The 26,233-nt window shown below is 66.5% G+C and carries 20 protein-coding genes; 15 read left to right on the top strand and 5 right to left on the bottom strand.

Annotated elements, in window-relative coordinates:
- The first annotated feature begins 15 nt into the window (after window positions 1–15).
- The 11 genes from J8I34_RS26130 to J8I34_RS26080 all read left to right on the top strand — a co-directional run bounded on the left by J8I34_RS26130 (window position 16) and on the right by J8I34_RS26080 (window position 13,095).
- Entirely contained in the window at window positions 16–1,686 is a 1,671-nt protein-coding gene (locus tag J8I34_RS26130; RefSeq protein WP_371748138.1) for an FAD-dependent monooxygenase, read from the top strand.
- A gap of 58 nt (window positions 1,687–1,744) precedes the next feature.
- Window positions 1,745–2,848, top strand: a complete 1,104-nt coding sequence (locus J8I34_RS26125) for a porin (protein ID WP_209807336.1) — start codon at window positions 1,745–1,747, stop codon at window positions 2,846–2,848.
- A gap of 17 nt (window positions 2,849–2,865) precedes the next feature.
- Window positions 2,866–4,362, top strand: a complete 1,497-nt coding sequence (locus J8I34_RS26120) for an amidohydrolase family protein (protein WP_209807335.1) — start codon at window positions 2,866–2,868, stop codon at window positions 4,360–4,362.
- 420 nt (window positions 4,363–4,782) lie between these two features.
- Window positions 4,783–6,006 carry an acyl-CoA dehydrogenase family protein gene (locus J8I34_RS26115; protein ID WP_209807334.1) on the top strand — a complete coding sequence of 408 codons (1,224 nt, stop codon included), beginning with the start codon at window positions 4,783–4,785 and terminating at the stop codon, window positions 6,004–6,006.
- A 12-nt stretch (window positions 6,007–6,018) separates the two neighbouring features.
- A complete protein-coding gene (locus J8I34_RS26110; protein ID WP_209807333.1) occupies window positions 6,019–6,567 on the top strand; it encodes a flavin reductase family protein in 549 nt (182 codons plus the stop codon).
- A gap of 39 nt (window positions 6,568–6,606) precedes the next feature.
- The gene (mdeB, locus tag J8I34_RS26105) at window positions 6,607–9,264 is read left to right on the top strand and encodes an alpha-ketoglutarate dehydrogenase (protein ID WP_209807332.1); all 2,658 of its coding nucleotides are present in this window, start codon (window positions 6,607–6,609) and stop codon (window positions 9,262–9,264) included.
- A gap of 18 nt (window positions 9,265–9,282) precedes the next feature.
- Window positions 9,283–10,602, top strand: a complete 1,320-nt coding sequence (locus J8I34_RS26100; protein WP_209807331.1) for a 2-oxo acid dehydrogenase subunit E2 — start codon at window positions 9,283–9,285, stop codon at window positions 10,600–10,602.
- 34 nt (window positions 10,603–10,636) lie between these two features.
- A complete protein-coding gene (locus J8I34_RS26095) occupies window positions 10,637–11,215 on the top strand; it encodes a VOC family protein (protein ID WP_209807330.1) in 579 nt (192 codons plus the stop codon).
- A 26-nt stretch (window positions 11,216–11,241) separates the two neighbouring features.
- Window positions 11,242–12,108 (top strand): fumarylacetoacetate hydrolase family protein, encoded by an 867-nt coding sequence (locus tag J8I34_RS26090; protein WP_209807329.1) that lies wholly within the window; start codon window positions 11,242–11,244, stop codon window positions 12,106–12,108.
- Window positions 12,105–12,503 (top strand): nuclear transport factor 2 family protein, encoded by a 399-nt coding sequence (locus tag J8I34_RS26085; protein ID WP_209807328.1) that lies wholly within the window; start codon window positions 12,105–12,107, stop codon window positions 12,501–12,503. Before J8I34_RS26090 ends, J8I34_RS26085 begins: the two co-directional genes overlap by 4 nt.
- A gap of 112 nt (window positions 12,504–12,615) precedes the next feature.
- Window positions 12,616–13,095: an Lrp/AsnC family transcriptional regulator gene (locus J8I34_RS26080; protein WP_209807327.1), complete on the top strand. Its 480-nt coding sequence runs from the start codon at window positions 12,616–12,618 to the stop codon at window positions 13,093–13,095.
- Between the two features lie 26 nt (window positions 13,096–13,121).
- Here J8I34_RS26080 and ilvB read toward each other — a convergent pair whose 3' ends face one another.
- Entirely contained in the window at window positions 13,122–14,903 is a 1,782-nt protein-coding gene (gene ilvB / locus J8I34_RS26075; protein WP_209807326.1) for a biosynthetic-type acetolactate synthase large subunit, read from the bottom strand.
- Between the two features lie 250 nt (window positions 14,904–15,153).
- Between ilvB and J8I34_RS26070 the strand changes: the two genes are divergently transcribed.
- A complete protein-coding gene (locus tag J8I34_RS26070) occupies window positions 15,154–15,891 on the top strand; it encodes a TetR/AcrR family transcriptional regulator (protein ID WP_209807325.1) in 738 nt (245 codons plus the stop codon).
- On the opposite strand, the gene J8I34_RS26065 is transcribed toward J8I34_RS26070, so the two are convergent.
- Entirely contained in the window at window positions 15,867–16,595 is a 729-nt protein-coding gene (locus tag J8I34_RS26065; protein WP_209807324.1) for a TetR/AcrR family transcriptional regulator, read from the bottom strand. The genes J8I34_RS26070 and J8I34_RS26065 overlap by 25 nt on opposite strands.
- A 168-nt stretch (window positions 16,596–16,763) precedes the next feature.
- On the opposite strand from J8I34_RS26065, the gene J8I34_RS26060 reads away from it, so the two are divergent.
- From J8I34_RS26060 to J8I34_RS26050, 3 genes are all read left to right on the top strand, one after another.
- Window positions 16,764–17,741: an amidohydrolase family protein gene (locus J8I34_RS26060; RefSeq protein ID WP_209807323.1), complete on the top strand. Its 978-nt coding sequence runs from the start codon at window positions 16,764–16,766 to the stop codon at window positions 17,739–17,741.
- A gap of 145 nt (window positions 17,742–17,886) precedes the next feature.
- On the top strand, window positions 17,887–18,984 hold the full coding sequence (locus J8I34_RS26055) for a porin (protein WP_209807322.1): 1,098 nt from the start codon (window positions 17,887–17,889) through the stop codon (window positions 18,982–18,984).
- Window positions 18,985–19,011: 27 nt separating this feature from the next.
- Complete coding sequence (locus J8I34_RS26050; protein ID WP_209807321.1) at window positions 19,012–19,992, top strand: Bug family tripartite tricarboxylate transporter substrate binding protein; 981 nt, start codon at window positions 19,012–19,014, stop codon at window positions 19,990–19,992.
- A gap of 347 nt (window positions 19,993–20,339) precedes the next feature.
- Here the strand turns inward: J8I34_RS26050 and J8I34_RS26045 are convergent, their stop codons facing one another.
- The 3 genes from J8I34_RS26045 to J8I34_RS26035 are packed head-to-tail and all read right to left on the bottom strand — an operon-like array spanning window position 20,340 to window position 26,227.
- Window positions 20,340–21,788 (bottom strand): short-chain fatty acid transporter, encoded by a 1,449-nt coding sequence (locus J8I34_RS26045; protein ID WP_029049737.1) that lies wholly within the window; start codon window positions 21,786–21,788, stop codon window positions 20,340–20,342.
- Between the two features lie 31 nt (window positions 21,789–21,819).
- Entirely contained in the window at window positions 21,820–22,764 is a 945-nt protein-coding gene (lhpI, locus tag J8I34_RS26040; protein ID WP_209777206.1) for a bifunctional Delta(1)-pyrroline-2-carboxylate/Delta(1)-piperideine-2-carboxylate reductase, read from the bottom strand.
- A 34-nt stretch (window positions 22,765–22,798) separates the two neighbouring features.
- Complete coding sequence (locus tag J8I34_RS26035; protein ID WP_209807320.1) at window positions 22,799–26,227, bottom strand: molybdopterin-dependent oxidoreductase; 3,429 nt, start codon at window positions 26,225–26,227, stop codon at window positions 22,799–22,801.
- Window positions 26,228–26,233: the final 6 nt, after the last annotated feature.

Genomic DNA, 26,233 nt, shown 5'->3' with positions numbered 1-26,233 from the left:
ACAGGAAGGTCAGTTGTGAACACATCAGTTGCATACACCGTGGATACCGATGTCGTGATCGTCGGCGGCGGTCCGGCCGGATTGATGCTGGCCATCGAACTGGGCTGTCGCGGTGTGCGATGCCTTGTGCTGGAAGAGGATGTCGATCCGCCGGACTTCCCGAAAGCCAACGCCACCTCCGCCCGCACGATGGAGCACTACCGCCGCCGTGGCTTTTCGGCTGACGTGCGGGCGCTGGGCCTGCCGCCGGATTACCCGCAAGACCTGGTCTACTGCACGCGGCTGGCCCATGCCGAGCTGTCGCGGTTTCGCGTGCCGAGCCGCGCGCAGGCGGCCAGCCGGGAAGTGTTTGGCGACTACGGCGCGTCGGCATGGCCCACGCCGGAGCTGCCGCACCGGGCGCAGCAGATGTACATCGAACCGATCCTGCGCCGCGAAGCCGCCAGGTATCCGAGTGTCGACCTGCGCTTCGGGCATCGGGCCGTCAGGGTTGCCGACCTGGGCGATGGCGTCGAGGTGGACGCCGCACCGCATGACGGCGAGGCGCCATGGCGCGTGACGGGGCGCTATGTCGTCGGATGCGACGGCCCGCGCAGCCTCGTGCGCAAGACGCTCGGCATCCAGTACGAGGGGCAGGGCGCCGAGAAGCGCGACTTCTTCGGCGGCCAGATGCTGTCGATCTACTTCCGGTCCAGCGATCTGTACGACGTGCTGGGCAAGGAGCGGGCGTGGCAGTACTGGGCCGTGAACGCCAGCCAGCGCGGGCTGCTGATCGCCATCGATGGCGTCGACACGTTCCTGCTGGCCGTGCAGCTGAAGGACGGTCAGCAGCCGAGCGATATCGATCCGCGTGCGACGGCGCTGGCCGTAGTGGGCGCACCGCACGATTTCAGGCTGATCGGCATGATGCCGTGGGTGGCCGGCTACACGCTCGTGGCCACGCGCCTGGGCGCGGGCCGGTGCTTCCTGGCCGGCGATGCCGCGCACCTGTTCACCCCGACGGGCGGCATGGGCTACAACACGTCGATCGACGACGCCGTGAACCTGGGCTGGAAGCTGGCGGCCGTACTGCAGGGGAGCGCGCCGCCGGCGCTGCTCGATAGCTACGATCTCGAACGCCGACCGATGGCGGTGCGCAACACCGCGTTCGCGCGCCGCATGGCTGACAGCATCGGCAACGTACCGATCGCCCCAAGCCTGGAAACGGAGGGCACGCCGGGTGACGCGGCGCGCGCCGAACTTGGTCGTGCGCTGGCCGTGCATGTGGCGGCCGAGATCAATATCCCCGGGCTGCAACTTGGGGTGCGATACCTGGATAGCCCGATCGTCGCGCGCGAGCCGGGCACGCCGCCCCCCGACGACCCCAACCACTACGTGGCGAGCGGCTGGCCAGGCTCGCGGGCACCGCACGCGATGGTCGACGGCGCACCGCTGTTCGATCGCTTCGGCCGGGACTTCACGCTGCTGTCGTTCGACCGCGGGGATGCCGCGGCGTGGCGACAGGCCGCACAGGCGCTCGGCATCCGGCTCGACGTCCTGGAAGTGGACGACGCCGGGATTCAGGCGCTCTACGGCGCGCCCACGGTGCTCATTCGTCCCGACCACCACATCGCATGGCGCGGAAACGCGGCCGCGGATGCCGCCTCCGTGCTGGTGACGGTCACCGGAGGCGCCCGGCCCAACTGACTTCCAGCGGTACCCGGCCAGGCAGCCGGCACATTAAAAAACGACAAGGAGGAGACCCATGAAGTTTCGCAACCTGGTGCTGGCCGGTGCCAGCGCCATGCCCGCACTCGCCTGCGCGCAGGCATCGCCGTCGTCGGTCACGCTGTATGGGGTGGTCGATACGGGCATCGAGTATGTCAACCACGTGGGCGCGCCGAGCCAAAGCGTCGTGCGCATGAACTCGCTCTCCGGCATGGTCCCGTCGCGCTGGGGTTTGCGCGGCACCGAGGACCTTGGCGGCGGCACCAAGGCCAGCTTCGTGCTCGAATCGGGCTTTGCGCCGGACTCGGGTGTCATGAACCAGGGCGGCCGGCTGTTCGGGCGGCAGGCGTGGGTTGGCCTGTCGGGCAACTGGGGGCAGGTATCGCTGGGCCGCCAGTACACGATGCTGTTCTGGGCCATGCTCGATCCGGACATCCTGGGCCCGAACACGTTCGGCTCGGGATCGCTGGACAGCTACATTCCGAATGCCCGCGCCGACAACGCCATTGCCTACAAGGGAAAGTTTGGCGGGCTGACATTGGGCGCCACCTACAGCTTCGGCCGTGACGTGGCCAATGCCGGCCCCAGCCCAGCCGGCACCAACTGCGCCGGCGAAAACCCGGCCGCGCATTCCGACTGCCGGGAATGGTCGGCCATGATCCAGTACGAGACGCCGCGCTTTGGCGTGGCGGCCGCCTATGACTCGCTGCGCGGGGGACCGGGCGCGTTTGCCGGGCTGAATTCCGGCGGCAAGTCGGACGATCGGCTGTCGCTGAGCGCCTACGCGCTGTTCGACCGCACGAAGCTGGGCGCAGGCTGGCTGCGGCGCGACAACGACGGCAGTGCCACCCGGCTGAGCGACCTCTGGTATGCCGGCGCTTCGTACGATCTCACGCCCGCTTTCAACGTCGCGGGACAGGTGTACTACCTGCGCTACCACGGCAGCGACAACAAGGCCATGCTCTATGCGCTGCGTGGCACGTACAGCTTCTCCACGCGAACGGCAATCTACGCCACGGCGGGCTACATCAACAACGATGGCCAGCTCGGACTTTCCGTCAGCAGCGGATCGGCCGGCGCCAACCCGGCACCGGCGGGCTCGCAGCTGGGTGCGATGGTCGGCGTCCGGCACGTGTTCTAACGAGCACCGGAGCCGACATGAAGACTCGATTCCTGTTCACGGCCGTGCTGGTCGCGGCCGGCGTAGGACTGGCCGCGGCCTGCAACGGCGGCGACGACACCACGCCGGTGACTTCCGGCACGGTCATCGACCACGTGGCGATCGTCAACACGCGTGACGGCAGCACAAGTTCCGACATGGCCGTACTGGTCGACGGCGGTGTGATCCGCAGCATCGCCCGGGGCGGCAGCTTCCGCGTCGAGGGCGCCGCGACGCGCGTGGATGGCACCGGTCAGTACCTGGTGCCGGGCTACAACGACATGCACACGCACGTGCTCGACCAGGCGGACCTGCCGCCCACGCACTTTTTGCAGATGATTGCCAACGGCATCACGGGTTTCCGCGAGATGGCCGGCTCGGCGGCGCTGATTGCGCGGGCGAAGACACTCAACGCCGACAGCGCAGCGGGCAAGGTGCTTGCTCCGGAACTGCTGGCAATGCCCTCCACGCTCATCACCGTGCCGCAGGCCGATGCCGCAGTGCAACTCGTCCAGCAGGCCCGCGCCGATGGTGCCGACTTCGTCAAGGTCGTCAACGCGACCCCGGCAAGCTTCCCGGCCATCATGGCCGAGGCGGGCAGGCAACGGTTGCCCGTGGTGGGCCATCTGTCGCCGACGGTGTCGCCGGCTGCCGCGTCGGCCGCCGGGATGCGCGGGATCGAGCATCTGGGGCCGGCGCTGGGCGTGCTGCTTGGCTGCTCGACAGATGAAGACGCCATTCGCGCCGACATCCTGAAGGCTCCGCCCATCGTGCCCAATGTCACCAGCCCGTTCCTGCCGCGCACGCCGGAAGCGCCCTGGTTCCAGCGCGCGATGGATACCTTCAGCGAGGAAAAGTGCCGCGCGCTCGCCCGTACGTTCGTCGCGAACGGTACCTGGCAGACGCCCACGCTCTATCGCATCAGGACGATGCAGTTCAGTACCGATGCCGTCTTTCGCAACGATGCCAATCTGAAGTACATCGAGCCTGGCCGCCGCGCGAACTGGCAGGCGCTGGCGGACCAGTACGCGGCCACCATGTCGCCCGGCAACGACGCGATCTTCCGCAGTTTCTACGACTTCGAGGTTCGCGCGCTGCAGATCTTCCGTGCCGAGGGCGTGAGGATGCTGGCGGGCTCCGATGCAGGCGGTATCTGGTGCATTCCTGGCTTCAGCCTGCAGGCCGAGTTTCGCCAGCTTGCACAGGCGGGGTTCACGCCGCTGGAGATCTTGCGGATGACCACGCTCGACGCGGCCGATTTCCTCGGCCGCACATCGAGCATGGGAACCGTGGAGCAGGGCAAGAACGCCGACCTTGTGCTGCTCGAAGCCGACCCACTGGCCGACGCGGCGAACCTTGGCCGCATTGCCGGTGTGTTCCTGAAGGGGCGATACCAGTCGAAGGCGGTGCTCCAGGCGATGCTGGCCGACGTCGAGAACGCGTACATGAAGCAGCCCGCCTCGGCGTATCGCGAGGATCCCAACCACAAGCACTGATGTGCCGCGGACGCGGTCATGGTCCGCAAGCCCGTTTATTCCGCACACAGGCGACTGGTCTACCGGTCGCCTGTGTCACTTCCGGCCCTCGCTCCACTGACAGATTGTCAGAGTGACGGCGGTCAGTGCCCACATACGGGCAAGTCCCGAGGAGATTCATCTTGTCGCACGATCCCTCACGGTCTAAATTAGACATGAATGTCGATCTGACAAAATAGTATAAGTATCGGAGACAACATGCCCTCAAAATCCTGGTGTCAACGACACCGTTCGCGCTAGCCCCCGCTGGCGCCCACACGCCCTTCCCAGGCGTGCTTTTCCCTTCCGACTGACGTTTCGGTCCGTGTGAACGGGGCCAGGGGAAGGTGCACGCCTGCGCTTTACCCGCAGTCCATCACACATACCACTACCGAGATCGCCATGTCCCAGCCATCCGCAGCCGTCATCGAAGCCTTCCACGCCCCGCGCGCCACGCCGTCGCTCGAGGAGCTGATCTGCCGTGCCGAAGCCCTGCAGCCGCTGCTGCGCAAGAACGCCGCCGCCTCCGAACAGAACCGCCGCGCCGCCGACGAGAATATCGACGCCATCGCCGAGGCCGGCCTGTTCCGCCTGATGGTGCCCAAGCGATACGGCGGCTTCGAGGGCTCGACGCGCGCCCACCTCCAAGTCACCGCCGCGCTGGCCGAAGCCTGCGGCGGCACGGCATGGGTGGTGGCGCTGACCAACGTCTGCGCATGGTTTACCGGCTTGTTCCAGCAGCAGGCGCAGGACGACGTGTTCGGCGAGAACCCCGACGCCCGCGTGTCGGGCGTGTTCACGCCGTCTACCCAGTGCCGCCGCGTGGAAGGCGGGCTGCAGATCTCTGGCAAGTGGTACTTCTCGTCGGGTTCGCTGCATGCCGACTGGGCCATGGTTGGCGTGGTCGAGTCGGACGACAACGGCGCGTTCAAGGCCCAGCACCTGGCGCTGGTGCCGATGAGCGACGTGACGATCGAAGACACTTGGTACACGGCCGGCATGCGCGCCTCGGGCAGCAACTGCATCGTCGGCAACGACGTGTTCGTGCCCGAGTACCGGCTGATGAACATCCTTGATGCCGTGGACGGTGTCTACCCGACCGAGATGAAGGACGAGGCCGCCTATCGCGCCGCCTTCGTGCCGGTGGCCGCGCTGATCCTGGCCGGCGCCCAGCTCGGCATGGGCCGCGCCGCGCTGAAATACGTGATCGAGAAGGCCCCGCAGCGCGCCATTGCCTACACCTCCTACGACAAGCAGAGCCATTCGGTAATGTTCCAGGGGCAGGTCGCCGACGCTGCCGTCAAGATTGACACCGCCCACGTGCTCGCCTGCGCCGCGGCCGACGAGATCGACCGCGCGGCGCAGGAAAACCGCGAGCTTGACTACCTGACCAAGGCGAAGCTCCGCGCCCACACCGGCCAGGTCATCACGCACGTCACCGACGCCATCAACGTGCTGCTATCCGCCCACGGCGCGGGCAGCTTTGCCGAAGCCAGCCCGATGCAGCGCTGGTGGCGCGACGCCAACACCGCGGCCCGTCATGCGGTGGCGCTGCCCGCTGTCGGCTTCGAGATCTACGGCAAGGCGCTGCTCGGCGTAGAAAACACCGTGACCCGGCTGGTCTGAAGGCCCGATGCCATGAACGCCGCCCAATCCTCTCAAGTCCCCGCATCCGTCAGGCTCGACACAAGACTGCTGCGGCTAACCATGGGGCACTTCGCCACCGGGGTGACCATCATCACCTACACCGCCGACGGCGTGCCGGCCGGCATGACGGCGAACGCCTTCATGTCGGTGTCGCTGGAACCGCCGCTGGTGCTGGTCTCAGTGCGGGCGGCATCGCGTTTCCATCAGCACGTGCGCGAGGGCGTCTGCTACGGCGTCAACTTCCTCGCCGAGGATCAGCGCCACTTGAGCGGCCACTTCGGCGGGCGTCCGGTCGAAGGCGTTGAGCCGCCCTTCATCCATCGCGGTGACACGCCGCTGCTCGATGGCAGTCTTGTCCACCTCGTGGCGCGCACGGTCGACGTCCACCCTGCCGGCGACCACTTGCTCTACATCGCGCAGGTCGAGGACGTCCGCTTCGGCTCGCCGCGCGGACCGCTGTTGTTCTACGGCGGCAAATACCACCACATGCCGACGCGGCTGCCCGCCATCGAGCATCCGGACGCCGCCGACTGTTGCTGATTTGCTGATCTTTCCCTCACCACCGACCTGATTCCATGTATGCACGCCCAACGCATTGATTCCATCGACGCTAGCGCGGACGACCCCGACCGCCAGGAAACCGGGGAATGGCTCGACGCCCTGGCCGGTGTGGCCCGCCACGGCGGCGCCGAGCGCGTCGGCTTTTTGCTGCGGCGCCTCGCCGAGCACGCCAGCCACCTCGGCGTGGCGCCAACCGCCCATCCGTACCAGCTCTACCAGAACACCATCCCGCTGGAAGCGCAGTCCGCCTATCCGGGCGACCTGGCAATGGAGGAGCGTCTCACCTCAATCATCCGCTGGAATGCGCTGGCAATGGTGGTGCGCGCCAACAAGGCATATGGCGAGCTGGGCGGGCATATCGCCAGCTATGCATCCGCCGCCGAGATCTTCGAGGTCGGCTTCAACCATTTCTTCCGCGCCGATGGCGAGCAGGGCAAGGGCGACCTGGTCTACTTCCAGCCGCACTCGGCGCCGGGCGTCTACGCGCGCGCGTTCCTCGAAGGGCGGCTCGACGCCTCGCATCTGGAGCGCTACCGGCAAGAGGTGGCGGGCAGCGGCCTGTGCTCGTATCCGCATCCCTGGCTGATGCCGGAGTTCTGGCAGTTCCCGACTGGCTCGATGGGCATCGGCCCCATCAGCGCGGTCTATCAGGCGCGCTTCCTGCGCTACCTGGAACACCGCGGCATCGCTGCGACGGCTGGCCGGCGCGTCTGGGGCGTATTCGGCGACGGCGAGATGGACGAGCCCGAGTCCATCGCCGCGCTGTCGCTGGCCGCGCGCGAGAAGCTCGACAACCTGACTTTCATCATCAACTGCAACCTGCAGCGGCTCGACGGGCCGGTGCGCGGCAACGGCCAGATCATCCAGGAGCTCGAATCGCTGTTTGCCGGCGCGGGCTGGAACGTCATCAAGGTGGTGTGGGGATCGGACTGGGACGCGCTCTTTGCCCGCGATCACAAGCACGCGCTGCTGCGCCGCTTTGCCAACACGGTCGACGGTCAGTACCAGACGCTCGGCGCCAACGACGGTGCCTATAACCGGGCGCACTTCTTCGACCTCGATCCGGAACTGCAGGCGCTGGTCTCGCACATGACCCCCGAAGAGATCGACGGTCTACGCCGCGGTGGCCATGATTTCCGCAAGTTGTATGCCGCGTTCGACGCCGCGCGCCGCCATCCCGGCCGCCCGACCGTGATCCTCGCCAAGACCAAGAAGGGCTACGGCATGGGGCAGGCGGGCGAGTCGCGCAACACGTCGCACCAGCAAAAGAAGCTCGACGTCGATGCGCTGCGGGCCTTCCGCGACCGCTTCCAACTGCCGCTCAGCGACGAGGCGGTCGAGACCATGCAGTTCCTGAAGCCCACTGAAGACAGTCCCGAGATGCGCTACCTGCAAGCGCGCCGGGCCGAACTCGGCGGCTACATGCCGCGCCGCGTCACCACCGCGCCGCCGGTGCCGGTGCCGGCGCTGGAGAGCTACGCGCAGTTTGCGCTGCAGCCCGACGGGCGCGAGGTGTCCACGACGACTGCGGTCGTGCGCCTGTTCACCAACCTGCTGAAGGACAAGACACTCGGCCCTCGCATTGTCCCCATTGTTGCTGACGAGGCGCGTACGTTCGGCATGGCCAACCTGTTCCGCCAGGTCGGCATCTACTCGCCGCACGGCCAACTCTACGAGCCCGAGGACGCTGGCTCGATGCTCTACTACAAAGAGTCACGCGACGGGCAGTTGCTGGAAGAGGGCATCACTGAGGCCGGCGCGATGTCGTCGTGGACCGCGGCGGCGACCTCGTACAGCGTGAACGGCGTGGCGATGCTGCCGTTCTACATCTACTACTCGATGTTCGGCTTCCAGCGTATTGGCGACCTGATCTGGGCCGCCGCCGACCAGCGCGCCCGCGGCTTCCTTGTCGGCGCGACGGCCGGGCGCACGACTTTGTCGGGCGAGGGCCTGCAACACCAGGATGGCACCAGCCACCTGATTGCTTCCACTGTCCCCAACTGCCGCGCTTGGGATCCCGCCTTCGCCGGCGAGGCCGCTGTCATCATCGACCACGGCGCGCGTCGCATGCTGGAGCAGCAGCACGACGAGTTCCACTACCTGACCGTCACCAACGAAAACTACGCACAGGCACCGATTGATCCTGCGCAGCACGCCGACATCCTGCGCGGCATGCGCCTGCACGCGACGACTGGCACCGGCACGCCACAGGTCCGCCTGCTCGGCTCCGGCGCGATCTTGCGCGAGGTCATCGCTGCCGCCGACGTGTTGGCTGACGAATGGGGTATCGGCGCCGAGGTCTGGAGCGTGACGAGCTTCTCCGAACTGGCGCGCGAGGCGCAGGCCGTACAGCGCGAGCGTCTCTTCACCCCCGACGGGGAAGCGCGCAGCCATCTGGAAACATGCCTGGCTGGCACCGCGCCGGTGGTGGCTGCCACTGATTACGTGCGAGCCTACGCCAATCTGATCGCGCCATACATGGACGCGCCATACACGGCGCTCGGCACCGACGGCTTCGGCCGCAGCGACACACGCTCCGCGCTGCGCCGCTTCTTCGAGATGGACTGCCGCCACATCGTGCTCGCGGCGCTGGCCGCCGTTGACCCCGACAAGCACCGCGAGGCGCTCGCGCGCGTCGACGCTACGGACCTGCCCTTCGCACCCTGGCAACGCTGATTCCGGAACGAGATATCCATGCAGATTCTTACCATCCCCGACATCGGGGACTACGGCCAGATCCCGGTGATCGAAGTGCTGATCCGCGCTGGCGACGCCGTGGTGGTCGAACAGCCCATCGTCACGCTCGAATCGGATAAGGCTACGATGGATGTGCCGAGCGACCGCGCCGGGACCATTCGCGAGGTGCTGCTGAAGCCAGGCGACCTCGTGTCGAAGGGAACGCCGATTGCGCGGATCGAGTTCGGGGACGTGCCGGTGGTGGGCCCGGTGAATGAAATCGCTAAGCCTGTCGCGGTGACGGAGACCGGCAAGCCCGTTGCCGCACCGGCGCCGGCAGAAATGCCGCAACCGGTGTCCGCGCCGGTAGCGGTAGCGGTTGCGGCGGCAACGTCCGAATTCGCGCCGGTCGTCCCTGTCGCCCCGAAGGGCACCCCCGCCCACGCAGGTCCCTCCGTTCGCAAGCTCGCCCGCGAACTCGGCGTCTCGCTGGCCGAGGTGCGCCCGTCAGGCCCCAAGGGCCGCGCGCTGCGGGCGGATGTGCTGACCCATGCAAAGACCTTGCTGGCGAAGCCAGCCGTCAGCGCACCCCGGGACGGCGGGGACCTCGACCTACTGCCCTGGCCCCAGGTGGACTTTTCCCGGTTTGGCGAAGTTGAACGCCAACCGCTGAGCCGCCTGCGGCGCATCTCGGGCGCCAACCTGCATCGCAACTGGGTGCGCATCCCGCACGTCACCAATTTCGACCAGGCCGACATCACGGAACTAGAAGCGTTCCGTTTGGCGCTGAACGGAAAGGCGAAGCCCGACGCGGCGCGCGTCACGCTGCTCGCCTTCCTCGCGCGCGCCGCCGCGGCGGCGCTGCGTGCCTTCCCGCAGTTCAACGTCAGCCTTGACGGGCAAGACGTGATCCGCAAGCACTACGTCCACGTCGGCTTCGCCGCCGACACGCCGAACGGGCTGATAGTCCCCGTGATCCGCGACGCCGACACCAAGGGCGTGCTCGCCATCGCCGCCGAGATGGCCGACCTGGCCGCTGCCGCCCGCGCCGGCCAGCTCAAGCCCGAGCAGATACAGGGCGGCTGCTTCTCGATTTCGTCGCTCGGCGGCATCGGCGGCTCGCATTTCACGCCCATTATCAATGCACCCGAGGTGGCGATCCTCGGCGTTGGCAAGGCCGCCACGCAGCCCTGCTGGGACGGCAGCGCGTTCCAGCCGCGTCTGCAACTGCCGCTGTCACTGTCGTGGGACCACCGCGCGGTCGATGGCGCCGAGGCCGGCCGCTTCCTCGCCCATTTGGCCAGCCTGCTGGCCGATTTCCGCCGCGTCCTGCTCTGACGGCAACCTACATCATCCACACAGGAGACCAACCATGACTACCCTGCAAGCGGTGCAAGCCGACCGCGTCGTCCCGTTCAAGATGGCCCACCTGGTCTACCGCTGCGCGCGCCGCGCGGAGACCGTCGCCTGGTACATGGCCGTGTTCCAGGCAAAGCTGGTCTTCGAGGACAACGTGCTGACCTTCATCACCTACGACGACGAACACCACCGCCTGGCCTTCTTCAATATGCCCGGCATCCCGGACAAGCAGAGCGAGGCGGCGGGCGTCCACCACGTCGCCTACAGCTACCAGTCGGTCGGCGAACTGCTGCAGACCTACCAGCGCCTAAAGGAAGGCGGCATCCGGCCGGTCTGGTGCATCAACCACGGCCCGACCACCTCGCTGTACTACCGCGACCCCGAAGGCAACAACATCGAACTGCAGGTCGACAACTATCCCGACCCGGCCGACTGCGCCAATTTCTTCCATACCGAGACCTTCGCCAATAACATCATGGGGATCGAGTTCGACCCCGACGGGCTGGTTGCGATGTGGGAAGCCGGTGCCAGTGATGAAGAACTTTGCGCACTGGGCGCCGCCCGTGCGGCGGAGCAGAAGGGTCCCCAATAACGCCCGACGACTACCGAGAGATTTAAATGAAACTTGCCACTTACCAAACCGGCGCCGGTACCGTGCACCTCGGCCTCGTGGTGCCTGGCGGTCTCGTGCAGATCGATAGCCACCTGCCCGAAGCCCCTCGTGACATGATCAGCTTGATAGACGCCTTCCCGACTTGGCGCTCTCGTCTCGAAGACCTGGCCGCCAGCGATCGCGTCGACGTGCCTTTGTCGTCTGTCACGCTGCTCGCCCCGATTCCCCGCCCGGGCAAGATCATGGCCATCGGCCTGAACTACGCCGATCACGTCGCCGAGTCCGGCATGGCCAAGCCCGCCGAACAACTGTGGTTCGCCAAGATGCCGACTGCGGCAACCGGTCCATACGCGCCCATCGAACGTCCGCGCGTGTCGGAACAACTCGACTACGAGGCCGAATTGGCTTTCGTGGTCGGTCGGCGTTGCAAGCATGTGAGCCGTGACAACGCGAAGGACGTGATCTTCGGCTACTGCGTCTCGAACGATGTCAGCGTGCGCGACTGGCAGCTGCGCACCTCGCAGTTCACGCTCGGCAAGTCGTTCGACACGCACGCCCCCTTCGGCCCGTGGATCGTTACGGCAGACGAGGTGCCCGACCCGCACGCGCTCGCCATCCGCTGCTTTGTCAATGGCGAGAAGCGCCAGAACTCGAATACCGCGCAACTGATCTTCGACTGCTACGAGCAGGTGGCCCACCTGTCGGCGGCCATGACGCTGGAGCCGGGCGACGTGGTGATGACTGGCACGCCCGGCGGCGTCGGCGTCGCGCACAAGCCGCCGTCGTGGCTGCGGCCGGGCGACCGCGTGCTGGTCGAGATCGAAGGGCTGGGAGAAATAGAGAACGTGGTGGTGGAGGAGGGCGCGCGATGAACGCCATCGACAGAAGTCTCGATCCGGACGCCGTGGCGGCGGAAATCGCCCGGCTGGAGAACGAACGGTGCCGCGCGCTGGTCGCCGCCGACGTTGACGCACTCGATGCGCTGGTGGCCGATGATGTGATCCACATCCACGCCAACGGCAAGGTCGACGATAAGCCGGCCTATCTCGCCATCGTGCGCAGCCAAATCACGTTTCTGAGCGCGCAGCGCGAAGGACTAGAGGTGCGCGTGCAGGGCGACATGGCGGTCGCGGTCGGCCGTCTGCTCCAGTCAATCGAGATGCGCGAGACCGGTCAGCGGATCGAGATGGACGTGATGACAACGCAAGCCTGGCGGCGTGAAGCCGGCCGCTGGCGGCAGGTGACGTTCCAGGCGACCAATCGCTGATGCGAGGCGGGCCAGGAGACCTGGTCTGCCATATTCAGGTCGAGGCCTGCGCCGCTACGGGTGGCGCGGGCTGCTTTGCTTTCACAGGATCGCCTTCACAGGAAGCCCTACGATGTCCGCCCCCGACCTCGATGCCACCCACATCAAGATCCTCGACGCCCTCCAACGCGACGCCAGCCTGACCAACGTCGAATTGGCCGAACATGTCAACCTGTCGGCCTCGCCGTGCCTGGCGCGGGTGCGCGCTCTGGAGGAGCGCGGCCTGATCCGGCAGCGGGTGACGCTGCTGGACCCGCAGAAGCTGGGTCTCAACGTCAACGTGTTTATCCATGTCTCGCTGGAGCGGCAGGCGCGCACCGGCCTCGACGCGTTCGAGCGTGCGGTGCGCGCGTTGCCCGACGTGATGGAGTGCTACCTGATGACCGGCGACGCCGACTACATGATCCGCGCCGTGCTGCCCGACGTGCAGGCCGTGGAACGCCTCATCGTCGACGAGATAACGCGCATCCCCGGCGTGGCCAGCATCCGAACGAGCTTCGCGCTCAAGCAGGTGCTATACAGCACGGCGCTGCCGCTGCGGCACCTGCGCTAGCGACAATGCGACGCGCGAGGGGAGGGCTAAGGCGTGGGCTCGAGCGCGCCTTCGCCCAGCAGCATCTCATCGAGCCCGCGGCCACCGCGGATCATCGGCCAGACGTTCTCGCTGCCGTCCACGTGGATGTCTAGGAATACCGTGCGCGTCTTCAGCGCCAGCGCCTCTCGCAGCGCAGGTTCGACATCGGAAGGCTTGGTTACGTGGATGCCGACATGCCCGTAGGCGCGGGCCAGCGCGGGGAAGTCGGGCAAGGCTTCCATGTACGACTGCGAATAGCGCCGCTCGTACTCGACATGCTGGAGCTGCCGCACCATGCCGAGGTAGCCATTGTTCAGCGACACGATTTTGACCGGCAGATCGTACTGGCGGCAGGTGGACAGTTCCTGGATGCACATCTGGATCGAACCGTCGCCGGTCACGGTAATGACGTCGCTGTCCGGAAAGGCATGCTTGACGCCCATCGCGTAGGGCAGGCCGACGCCCATCGTGCCAAGGCCGCCCGAGTTGATCCAGCGGCGCGGGCGCGCGAAGCGGTAGTGCTGCGCCGCCCACATTTGGTGCTGGCCGACGTCGGAGCAGATGAAGGCGTCGTCGCCGGCCATGTCGCACAACGTCTCGATGACGAACTGCGGTTTGATGCGATGCGCGTCGCGCTGGTACGCGAGGCATTGCGTCGCGCGCCAGGCGGCGATGTCGCGCCACCAGGCGTCGCGGATGCCGGCCTCGGGTGGCGCCTCGCACAGCTGGGAAATCAGGCTGCGCAGCACGCGGCGGGCATCGCCGACGATAGGGACGGTCGGCTTCACGCGCTTGCCGATGCTGGCCGGGTCGATGTCGATATGGACGATCTCGCGCGGGGTGCCGGCGAAGCTCGCCACGTTGCCGATCACGCGATCGTCGAAGCGGGCGCCGATGGCGACGAGTACGTCGCAGTCCTGCATCGCCCGGTTGGCCTCGTAGGTGCCGTGCATGCCTGGCATGCCGACGAAGCGCGGGTCGGAGGCGGGGAAGCAGCCAAGCGCCATCAGCGTGGTGGTGACGGGCGCGTCTGCCAGCCGGGCCAGGGTGGCCACGTCGGCCGCCGCCCCTGCCGCAACTGCGCCGCCGCCCACGTAAAGGTAGGGACGGCGCGCCATGCGCAGCAGCTTCGCCGCGTGGCGGATCTGGCCTTCGTGGCCATCGAGCGCGGGACGGTAGGAGCGAATCTCGATGGTGTCGGGGTAGGCGAACGTGCCGGTTGCGAGCGCGACGTCCTTGGGGATGTCGACCAGCACCGGACCGGGCCGTCCCGTACGCGCGAGGTGGAAGGCCTTCTTCAGCGTGACGGAGAGCTGGGCTACGTCGCGCACGAGGAAGTTGTGCTTGACGACGGGGCGCGTGATGCCGACTGCGTCGCACTCCTGGAAGGCATCTTCGCCGATCATCACGGTCGGCACATTGCCCGACAGCACGACCAGCGGGATCGAGTCGAAATAGGCCGTCGCAATACCGGTGACCGCGTTCGTCACCCCCGGACCGGAGGTGACGAGCGCTACGCCGACCTCGCCCGTCGCCCGCGCATAGCCGTCGGCGGCATGGACGGCGGCCTGCTCGTGCCGTACCAGCAGGTGGCGCAGGCCGTCCTGAGCGGCGATGGCGTCGTAGATCGGCAGCACCGCCCCGCCGGGGTAGCCCCATACCGACGTCACGCCCTCGGCAAGCAGCGCCTGTACCACCATCTCGGCGCCGCGCAGTGTGGGCGACACGCGGCATGGCTGCGAAGCGGAAGCGTTGGTGCGGCGGAATTCCGGGGCCGGCATGTTCATGGCGTGAGTCTCCGTGATTGGTCGAAATAGTCGAAAGGGGATGCAACCGATTCTAGGGAGAAGGGGGCCGCAGAGGCTGCCGGAATGCGGGGCGCACAGTGCCCACGGCAGTGGAAGATGCTGCGGCATGCGCCCCCCGCGGTGGATTCTGCCGGAGTGGAAAAGCCCTAAATCCAGTGCAAAAATGCGGCCGGAAACGAAGTTCTTGAACAAGCGTGACGGCCACGACCGTCACTGTGGAGACCGCACCATGATGTCAACGATCCCGCAGGAATCCCTGCACGCTGGCCAGCACTGTGGCGTGCCGAACCATCGCTCGCGAGTGGCGCACAGCAAGCGCGTCGCCACGCGGGCACGCATCGTGTCCGCTATCCTCGATCTCGTAGCCGACCCGGCCAACCTGACGGTGTCGATCGAGGACGTGGTGAAAGCCGCCGGCATCGCGCGCGGCACGTTCTACAAGCACTTCACCTCGATGGACGAGGCGCTGCTCGCGATGGGCCGGGAGGTGCGCGACCAGTTCACGGCCGCGATCCTGCCCGACTACGACGTGCTGACGCATCCTCTGCAGCGCTTCAGTTGCGGGATGTACTGCTTTCTGGCACACGCCCATGCCGACCGTCGCTGGGCCGGTTTCGCGCTGCGCGAGGAACTGGTGCCGGGGCGCTCGCTGTTGCTCGACTGCGTGACGGCCGACTTGCGTGCCGGCGCGTACCACGGCTGCATGGAGATCGACGACCTGCAGGCTGCGGTGGACCTCGTGCTGGGCTGCATACTCGAAGGCATCCGCACGCTGTGCTTCGGCCGCATGCGCGATCCGCGCCACTACATCGACACCAGCATCCGCATGGCGCTGCGCAGCCTCGGTGCCGACAAGACTGCCGCAGCCGAGGCGGCAGCGTTCGCCCGCGCCTATGCGCGGCGATGCGAGGCCGTGGCCCTCACGGGCGAGGCGGCCGTGGCTCAGGCGGCCGGGGCCTCCACATGATGGGCGAGAAATACCTTGCCGTCCTTCGAGTTCAGGTTCAGCGCCCATAGAGGCCGGCTGGCGGTCAGTTCGCCGCTTGCCCATGCCCTCAGGTAGGACTGCGAGAAGGCGACCCCCTGGTCGCACAATGCGTCGCTGCAGCCGACACTGCGGAGCGCCATGCGCGTGGCGGCGTCCATATAGGACGGTGGGTCGTCGACCCCCTGGCCCACTGCCTGGATGCAGCGCGCCGACGCACCCATCAGGAAGTCGGTGGCCGCCTCGATGCTGTCGATGCGGAACTGCCCGCGGGCCTTGCCGGCGGCCAAATCACCCGACATGTACTTCGCAAGCTGGGTGGTGTGCGGCCATGCCTCGATGCGGATCACGAAGCCGGCCCACTTGCGGTCGAGCAGCGCGCGCACCATGAACAGCCGGAAGCCGACCGCCGCGCGCTGCCACGGTTCCTCTAACACGTTGTAGACAGGAAGGATGTCCGTGATCATCTGGTTGTTCATTTCCTGCCCGATCGCGTTCACCACCTCCTCGAGCGAGGTGAAGTAGTTGTAGAAGGTGCCGCGCGACACCTTCGCCTCACGGATCACGTCGTCGATCACCGGCGGCGTGCCGGTTTGCTCGCCGATCACCCGCATCGCTGCATCCAACAGCTTCGTGCGCATCAACAGCCGCTTCTTTTCCGCCACCTTGGTGCGATGGTCGCTCATGCATCTTTCCCTCGGATGGTTTGACAAATCGTCATAGTGACAAATTATAACGGCACCGAATGGGACATACACCTATGAGAAACCGCTTGTTGTCGTGGCGCGCAATGTCTAGAGTAGACATAAATGTCGGAATGACGAAATAGTTTAAAACTAGAGAGAAGACGCATCATGACACACGCCCCCACCCATGCTCCCAAGCGCCTGCTCACCCGCATCATCGATGTCCACTCGCATGCGATCTTTGCGGACCTCGGCGCGCAGGCGCCGATGTCCGACCTGCCGGCGTGGTCGCCGGAACAGACGCTCGCATTGATGGATGCGCACGGCGTCGCGGCCTGTGTCTTGTCGATCCCGTTCGCCGCAAATTTTGCCGACGGCGCACAGGCGTGCGACACCGCCCGCCGCGTCAACGAGCGGCTCGCGGAGATCGTGCAGCGCCATCCGTCGCGCTTCGGCGCGGTGGCGTCGTTGCCGGGACGTTCGGTCGATGGTTGCCTCGAGGAAATGGCATACGCGCTCGACGTACTCAAGCTTGATGGCGTGACCACCACCACGAACATCGACGGCGCCTATCTTGGCGACGCGCGCTTCAACCCGTGGTTCGCCGAGATGGACCGGCGCGGCGTGACGCTTTTCGTCCACCCGATCGGCAATCCGGCGGCAGGCAAGGTCGATCTTGGCCTGAATCCATCGTTGCTGGAGTTCATGTTCGACAGCACGCGCATGGTCGCCAACATGGTCTGCAGCGGCGCGAAGCGGCGCTTCGCGAATATCCGCATGATCTCGACCCACGGCGGCGGCACGGTGCCGTACCTCGCCACTCGCCTCGAAACGCTGACGCAGGTCTTCGGTAACGGCGAAGGTCGTACGCCCCTGAGCGCGGAAGAGATCCGCGCCGGACTGGCATCGTTCTACTACGACATCACGGCCGCTACCTCGCCCGCGCAACTTTACGCACTGCGCCAGCTCGTGCCTGCCTCGCAGCTTCTGATGGGACTCGACCATCCGTTCATGCCGGCATGGACGTTCCAGCCAGCCATTGATGCCGCTGCGCGCTGGGACGGTTTCAGCGACGGCGACCTCACCGCGGTCGCGCACGGCAACGCGGCGCAGCTCTACCCGGCGCTGGCCCACCGCATAGGCTAGGCCGCAGCCTCCCGCGCGCGGGAATTCCCTACCTGCTGTACCGCATTTTGGGCCGCCGCCCCGGCGGCCCCGGGCGCTTTCGTCCCTGCCTTCAGCCAGGACTGCATTGCCACGGTTACGACAACAGAAGAAAACGGAGGAGATCATGAAACTCGGGCATCTCGCCCTGAGCTGCGCTGCCGCATGTCCGGTGTTCGCGCATGCGCAGGCACAAGCATCAGTGACGCTGTACGGCGTCGTCGATACCGGCGTGGAGTACGTGAACCATGTTGGCGCCGGGCAGGACAGCGTCACGCGCATGCCGTCGCTGACCGGCACCGTGCCGTCGCGTTGGGGTCTGCGTGGCGCGGAGGACCTCGGCGGCGGCCTCAAGGCCCAGTTTGCCTTGGAATCCGGCTTTGCCCCCGACAGCGGCACGGCCACGCTCGGCGGCCGGCTGTTCGGGCGGCAGGCGTGGGTGGGGCTGTCGGGCAACTGGGGCCAGGTCGCGTTCGGCCGCCAGTACACGATGATGTTCTGGTCGACCCTCGATAGCGACATCCTCGGGCCGAACACCTTCGGCTCCGGCTCGCTCGACCCCACCATCCCCAATTCGCGTGCCGACAATGCCGTGTCATACAAGGGAAAGTTCGGTGGGCTGACCATCGGTGCCACCTACAGCTTCGGGCGCGATACGGTCGGCGCGCCGCTGAGTCCGTCGAGCACCAACTGCGCCGGTGAGAATCCGGCCGACAGCCGCGCCTGCCGCGAATGGTCGGCCATGCTGATGTACGAAACGCCGCACTTCGGCGTGTCGGCTGCTTACGATTCGGCGCGTGGCGGCCCCGGTGCATTCGGCGGCCTGACCAACAGTAGCCTGGCCGACAACCGGCTGGCGCTGAGCGGCTACGCATTGTTCGACCGCATCAAGGCGGGCGCCGGCTGGCTGCGGCACGACAACGACGGCAGTCCCACGCCGCGCAGCGACCTGTACTGGCTGGGCGCCTTGTACGACATCACGCCGGCCTTTACCGTCGCCAGCCAGGTCTATCACCTGCGTTACCACCACAGCGACAACAAGGCATGGCTGTACGCGCTGCGCGGTACCTACAGCTTTTCGACGCGCACAGCTATCTACGCCACGGCCGGGTTTATCGACAACGGCGGGCAGCTCGCCATGTCGGTCAGCAGCAACCCCGGCGCGACGGCCTCGCCGGGCGGCACGCAACTCGGCGCGATGGTGGGCGTCAAGCACGTGTTCTGATGAATGAAAGCCCGACGGAGATCCCGAATGTCCCGCAGATATGTCCTGGCGCTCGTCGCCCACCTCGTTCTCGGCATCGCATTTACGGCGGCTACACGCGCCGAGAGCTTCCCTTCCAAGCCGATCCGCATCGTCAGCCCGTTCGCGACCGGCAGTGGGCCCGACGCCGTCTCACGCATCGTGGGCGAGCAGCTCACGATGCGCCTGGGCCAGCCTGTAGTGGTCGACCCGCGCCCCGGCGGCAACGGCTTCATTGCGATGGAAGCCGGCAAGCGCGCGCCGGCCACGGGCCATGAGCTCGTGATCGGCTCGATCGACCAACTCGCCATCAATCCCGGCCTGTTCCGCAAGCTGCCGTACGACCCCGTCCGCGATTTCGTGCCGGTGGCTGGCCTGTACCGTGTGGCGTTCTTCGTGGTGGTGTCGCAGCAGAGCACGGTGCGCGGCATTCCCGACCTGATCGCCAAGGCGAAGGCCGGAGACGGCAAAGTGTCCTACGGCTCATGGGGCGTCGGCAGCGCCGGGCACCTTGGCGCAGCGCAGATCGAGGCGGTGACCGGCTCGCGGATGCTGCATGTACCGTTCAAGGACACCGCCCAGCTCTACAACGCGGTTGCCAATGGCGAAGTCACGTGGGCGTTCGGTACCTATGCCACAGCGGGTCCACTGATCCAGGCAGGCAAGCTGCGTGTGCTCGCGGTTGCCGATACGAAGCGCTCCACTGCGCTGCCTGATGTTCCCACTCTGGAAGAGGCGGGCGGCCCGCGCGGCATCGAGACGGAAAGCTGGATCGCGCTGATGGCGCCGGCCGGCACGCCGCCGCAGGTCGTGGCAACCCTGAACCGGTCGGTCCGCGCAGCGCTGGAGGCGCCCGAAGTCAAGGCGAAGCTGGGAACGTTCGGCTTCGCGCCGGCTTCCGGACCAGGCGACGAGGTCGTGCAGTGGATGGCGCGTGACACGAAGCGCTATGCCGGACTGATCCGTCGCACTGGCGCGGCCGCGGATTGAAGGCCTGGCTGCGGCTTAACGACGGTCTGCCGTCTGCCACCAGTTGTCATGAATGGGAAGACCGAAGGTGTTCTTGCCCCACCAGACAGCCTCCGGGTTCAGCGGCTCGCCAACGCTGGCCATGAATCTCACGCGGCAAGTCTATTCCAGCGGCAAGCGCCGAGGCAGATAGGCTTGGTTTGTTTCCGTTTGACGACCTTGACTCACCTGTAATCGGCGCCTTGGAGTACAGGCAAAATAAAGCCCGCTGCAATGGCGGGCACGAATCCCTTGAGGAGAAAAGGGAGGAGACGGAGATAGTATAAGCGCTTACGAAGACTCTCGCAGGCCCCGCTTGTGGCGGGGTCTCAGGGCAATACCGGAGGACGGTAGGAAAGGGTCGTAGCGAAGGCCCATAACATGAACAGCACCAGCGGCGTATGCACCAGCAACTGGGTGAAGGTAAAGCCGACCACGTCCTTGGCCCGGATGCCGAGCACACCGAGCAACGGCAGCATCCAGAAAGGATTGATCAGGTTCGGCAGCGCTTCAGCGGCGTTGTAAACCTGCACCGCCCACCCAAGGTGAACCTTCAGCTCGTTGGCGGCCTGCATCACATAAGGCGCCTCGATGATCCACTTGCCGCCGCCGGACGGCACGAAGAAGCCGAGCACAGCGGAATACACGCCCATGACCGCAGAGAACGACTCCGTGGTCGCCATCGAGACAAAGGCTGACGCCAGATGGTGCGACAGCGTGGCGCCGTCGCCGCCTGTTGCCTTGGTCAGGATATAGGCGATGCCTCCATACAGCGGGAACTGAATCAGGACGCCGGCCGTGGATGGCACTGACCTTGCGACGGCGCGCAGGAAGCGCTTCGGGCGCCAGTTCAGCAGCATGCCGAGCAGCAGGAACAGGAAGTTGTAGGTATTCAGATTGGAGATGGCGAGGATCGGATCCTTTGCGGAAAACTCCTGGTATAGCCAGCTCGCGCCCATGGCGACCAGAATCAGCGTCAGGATCGGACTGTATTCCAGCCATTCGCCCGGCCGGGATGGCCGCGCCACAACTTCATCGGCATCGTTCAGGTCAACCCCCATATCGGCCGCGGTGCGGGCACGCGCCTCGGTCGGGGCCGAGAAGTACGCCACCGCCAGGGACACGATGATCAACACGGCGGTCATCGCCATGGATTGCCAGAGAAAGATCGTGTCGGAGAACGGGATGACCCCGGTGATATCCAACAGCGATTTGGGCAGGCTGGCGGGATTGGCCTGCAGTTGCGCGGCGGAGGAACTTAGCCCCAATGCCCAGGTAGCCCCCATGCCGAGGTAGGCTGCCGCGCTGGCTGCCCTGTAGTCGACACGGAAGCCGCGGCGCCTGGCAATGGCGCGCACCAGCAAGCCACTGAAGATCAGGCTGATCGCCCAGTTGAGCAGCGACGTCGACAGGCTCACCATTGCCACGAAAGCGACGGCCCCGCGCGCCGTGCGCGGCAGGGCCGCCAGGCGTTCGATCAGCAGGGCTGCCGGCGGCGACACCGCTACCACGTAGCCGGCGATCGCAACCACGGCCATCTGCATGGTGAACGGGATCAGGCTCCAGAAGCCGTCGCCAAATGCTTTCGCCACGGCTGGCGCCGGTGCGCCCACCATCACGGCGCCCAACGCCACTACCACCACGGCGATGGCCGCAAAAATATACGAGTCGGGGAACCAGCGCTCGGACCAGTCGGTCACGCGTATCGCCAGGCGTTCCAGCCCGCCTTGCTGTCGATTTCCGGCATCCGCAAATGCCATGCTTGTCGTCTCTTTCATCCTGAACTCCTTGGCAGTTTCCTTCATCGTTCTAATGGTTCGCCACGGCTTCGAAACACATGGCGGCCGCGGCCAGGTCTTCCAGCGCGGTCCCCACCGCCTTGAACACCGTGATCTCCTGCGCCGAACACCGGCCCGCATGCCCGGCCCGGCACAGGCCGGCCAGATCGCTGCGGATGTCTTCGGGGGCGATCACGCCGTTGGCGATGGGCGACAGCAGGTCGCCGGCCTTGCCTACGGCTTCGTCCGTATCGACAAACACCGAGGTGCCGTCAAAGCACGCGTCATCGGCCTCCCGCATGGCGGGCGTGAAGCCCCCGATCAGGTCGACGTGGGTGCCGGGACGGAGATATTCCCTGCGGATCAGCGGCTCGGTGGACAGTGTTGCCGCGCTGACGATATCCGCAGCACAGCTGTCGGCATCGAGCCGCTCGACCACGTGGGCTTCGAAGCCGTCGGCACACAGGTGTGCGACCAGCCGACGGGCCTGGTCCGTATCGATATCCCATACGCCGACGCGCCGCACCTGGCGGACTGCGCGATAGGCATACGGAAGCAGGCTGGCCACCCGCCCGGCGCCTAGCACCAGCATCGAACTGGCGTCTTTGCGGCTCAGGAACGAGGCAGCGAGCGCCGACGCCGCGGCTGTCCGCCGGGAAGTAATCTCATTGCCATCGATCAACGCCAGCGGCTTGCCTGTCTCCGCACGGTACAAGATGTAGGTAGAGTAAAGGCCCGGCAGTTTGCGCCGGTGGTTACCGGGATAGACGCACACGGTTTTTACGCCCATGTACCCGCTCGCCGCATTCCACGCCGGCATCAGCAACAGCGTGCCCGGCTCGTCCGGCGCAGCGGTGACCGTATGGTTGTGCCGCAACGGTACCTCGCAGCCAGATGCGAAGGCATCCTTCAGGACTGTGACAAGGCGGTCGAACGGCAGGGACGCCCGCGTGGTGGGCGCATCGATGTTCAGCATGGCGATAGCTCTTCAAAGGAATGGGAATGGCGATTCATGCGTCAATGACGAGATCGCTTGTCGGCACCGCCTGGCACGCCAGGCAAACGCCCGGGTCATCGGGTGCCTCGCCATGCAAGTGGTGTACGGACCCGGATACGATCCGGACGGCACAGCTCTCGCACTGGCCGACGCGGCAGCCGCTGGGCAGCCGAATGCCCAGCGCCTCGGCGAAGCCAAGCAGGGGGCCATGTTCGGAGCGCCACGCAAACGTGGTGTCCGACTTGCGAAACCGGACCCGGAAGGCCTGCCCGGGCTCGATCCGCGGCGTCGCCGGCGAGCGGAAAATCTCCTTCTGGATATCGAAGCGCGGCAGACCCCTGGCGGCCAGCCCGGCGGCAAACGCCGTCATCATGGTGTCTGGCCCGCACATGTAGACCAGCGGACGCGAGGCCAGCAGCGCATCCGGCACGGCCGCCGCGGAGACGCGCCCTTGCACCTGGAAGTCGCAGCCGAAGATGTCGTCATCCGCGGGAGCGTCATAGAAATTGATGACCGTGAGCGCAGGGATCAATCCTTCCAGTTCGCGTAGCCGGTCCCTGAAGGCGTGCGTGGTGCCGTTCTGGTTCGCATACAGCAGCAGCATTCGGGGCGCTTCCTGTCGATCGACGAGCGATTCCAGCAGGTTGATGAACGGCGTGATGCCGATGCCGCCGGCAAGCAGGACCAGCGGTCTTGCCGTACGCGTCGGCATCACGAATGTGCCTGACGGCGCGCGCAACTCGACGGTGTCGCCGACCGACAGTTGCGTGTTGATGAAGGTCGAGGCGACACCGGACACTACCTCGCCGCTGGCGAGCCGGGTCCTCGCATGCCGCACGGCGATCGCATAGCTGCGGCGGTCCGTGACGGCCGCGGGTCCGGTCAGCGAGTACGAGCGGACCACTTCCAGCCTGCCGGGGCCGACAAAGAACCTGAGGGTCACGTGCTGGCCTGGCAGGTAGTCCGGCAGCGTGCCGCCGTCAGCAGGCTCCATGTGCACCGCGGTCACGTCGGCGGCTTCCTTGCGCAGCGCGACGATGCGGAATGGGCGATATCCGTCCCAATGCCTGCGCCATATATCGAACGCAGGGTCGCGTTCCACGTTGCAGCGGCACGATCGCAGCGGCGAGGAGCCGCTGATCGGGTCCTGGCGGGTCGCATCGATCAGCGCGTTAAAGTTCGCGCTGTCCGTGCCAAGCGCGGCGGTCGGCTGCTGACCCATGGCATCGCACCCTTGCCACCAGCCATACTCGCCGACCAGCACGGCGGGATGCAGCCCGGGCTGGACGCGCGCGGTAAATCGGGCGCTGCCGGCCGGCGTGGACACCCTGACGGGATCTCCCGTGCGGATATCCTTGGCGGCGGCAAGCTCGCCGGAAATATCGAGCTGCGGCAGCATTGCCTTGCGACGCAAGGACGCCACGCTGCGCTGCTGGCTGTGGCAGTAGTACCCGTTCTTTGCCGACGTCATCAGATAGGGAAACGATCCGCTCTCCTGTGCTGCGTCGTTCCATGCCGATTCCGGCAGGCCGGGCAGTGGTGGGTAGCCATGCCGGAGCAGGCGCTCGGAGTAGAGCTCCACCAGCCCGGTCGGCGTATTGAAGGGCAGGCCATCCGTGCCGGCGGCGTACTTCATCTCCACGTCCTTGACCGGCACGCGTATCCCTTCCGGGGCGTGGCGCAGCTCCGCCACGGTCAGCCCCATTGGCGCCAGCATGTGGTTCCAGCCGGCTTCCAGGCTGCCGCCGAAGAAGGCGTCGCCGAGCCCGATGCGCGCGGCCAGTGCGAACACGATGTCGTTGTCCGAGCGAGCTTCGCCGCGCGGCGTGACCATGCGCTGGCGCAACTGCACGAGCTGCTCCGCCGCGGCGGACACCTCGAAACCGATCCGCAGGCCCTCGCGTTCCCACGGCGTGTTCACCGGCAGCAGGATGTCCGCGTACCTGGCACTCGGGTTCTCGAACAGGTCGCAATGCACGTAGAACTCGAGTTCGCGCAGCGCCTGCTCTGCGTTGGCCACATCGGGCTGCGACAACAGCGGATTGGTCCCGAAGGCAATCAGCGACGTGACCGCATAAGGCGCCTTGTCGGTAATCGCGCGGTAGAGGTCCCGTGCGGTGACCCAGCCTTGCGCCGGCGGACCGAGCGGGCGCGAATCCAGCCCCAGCGCCTTGCGCGCCTGCTCCGGGCTCAGCAGGTCGAACCGACTTACCGCGTTGAACGGCGGCTTGCGATAGACACGGTTGCCGCCGCTGCGGTCGAAGCTGCCCGTCAGCGCATACAGGCAGGCAATGGCGCGCTCCGTCTGCGTGGCGTTCTCATGCTGGCCCACGCCGGACCAGGCGTGATAGGCAATGCGCCCGGCCGCGCCGATCAGGCTTGCCGCATGGCGGATATCGCCCTCGGCGATCCACGTCAGCGCGGCCGCGCGCTCGGCCGGATAGCGTGCGCATTCCGCCGCATACAGATCGAAGGCCGGCCGGCACAGCAGGGTTTCCCCTTTGCCGCCGCCCATCAGCGGGGTGGCAAAGGTGCCGCGCAGCGCGATGTGCCTCGCGTCATCGACGGCCTTGCCGGCCGGCACCGCCATGCGCTGGCGCGCGTCCCAGACCAGCAGGCTGTCGGCATCCGCCAGGCCGATGTCGCCCCCGCGCAGAAAGGCACCATTGTCCTGGCGCACGAGCAACGGGCCATTGGTCCAGTGCCTGACAAAATCGATATCGAAGGCGTTGGCTTCGATCAGCAGGTTGGCAAGCGCCATGGCCAGCGCGGCATCGCTGCCGGGCTTGACGCGCAGCCACTGGTCGGCGTCATCCGCCAAGGCCGTCTGTCGCGGGTCCACCACGATGAGTCTGGCCCCAGCCGCTCGGCCGGCTCCGATCGCCTCTGCCTGCGCCAGCCACGTATTGGTCGGGTTGTGGCCCCACAGCAGAATCAGTCCGGCATTGCGGTAGTCCGCCGTCGGCATGCCGCAGCCGAAGGTGAAGGCATGCGCGAAGTCCTTGTGCCAGTTGCAGATCTCGGTGGCGTAGCAAATGTTCGGGCTGCCATAGAGGCGGATAAAGCGCTCGATCCAGTCGATGCTGTCCGACAGCGGGGTACCGCTGGGCGTCGTCACCGCGAACGCTACGGACTCGGCACCGCGCGTGGCGCGGGTGCGCAGCAGGCGCGCGGCGATTTCGTCGAGCGCCTCGTCCCAGGAAATGCGCACCCAGCCCGGATCGTCCGCGCCTTTCGGGGTGGTCCTGCGCATGGGGTACAGGACCCGATCGGCGCTATGCACCAGCTCCGGGGCGGCCTTGCCCTTCAGGCACATCGCCTTGCCGGTGGGGTGGTCGTTGTCGGGACGGACTGCGACCAACGTTTCGCCGTCGACAACGTTGATCGTGCCGCAGCGCGAACGACACAACGTGCAAAACCCCTTCTTTTCTACTTCGCTCATCGCCAG

Origin of the sequence: Cupriavidus phytohabitans, assembly GCF_017815025.1 — a bacterium.
Classification (GTDB): domain Bacteria; phylum Pseudomonadota; class Gammaproteobacteria; order Burkholderiales; family Burkholderiaceae; genus Cupriavidus.
This window is presented reverse-complemented; position numbering and strand designations above follow the sequence as displayed.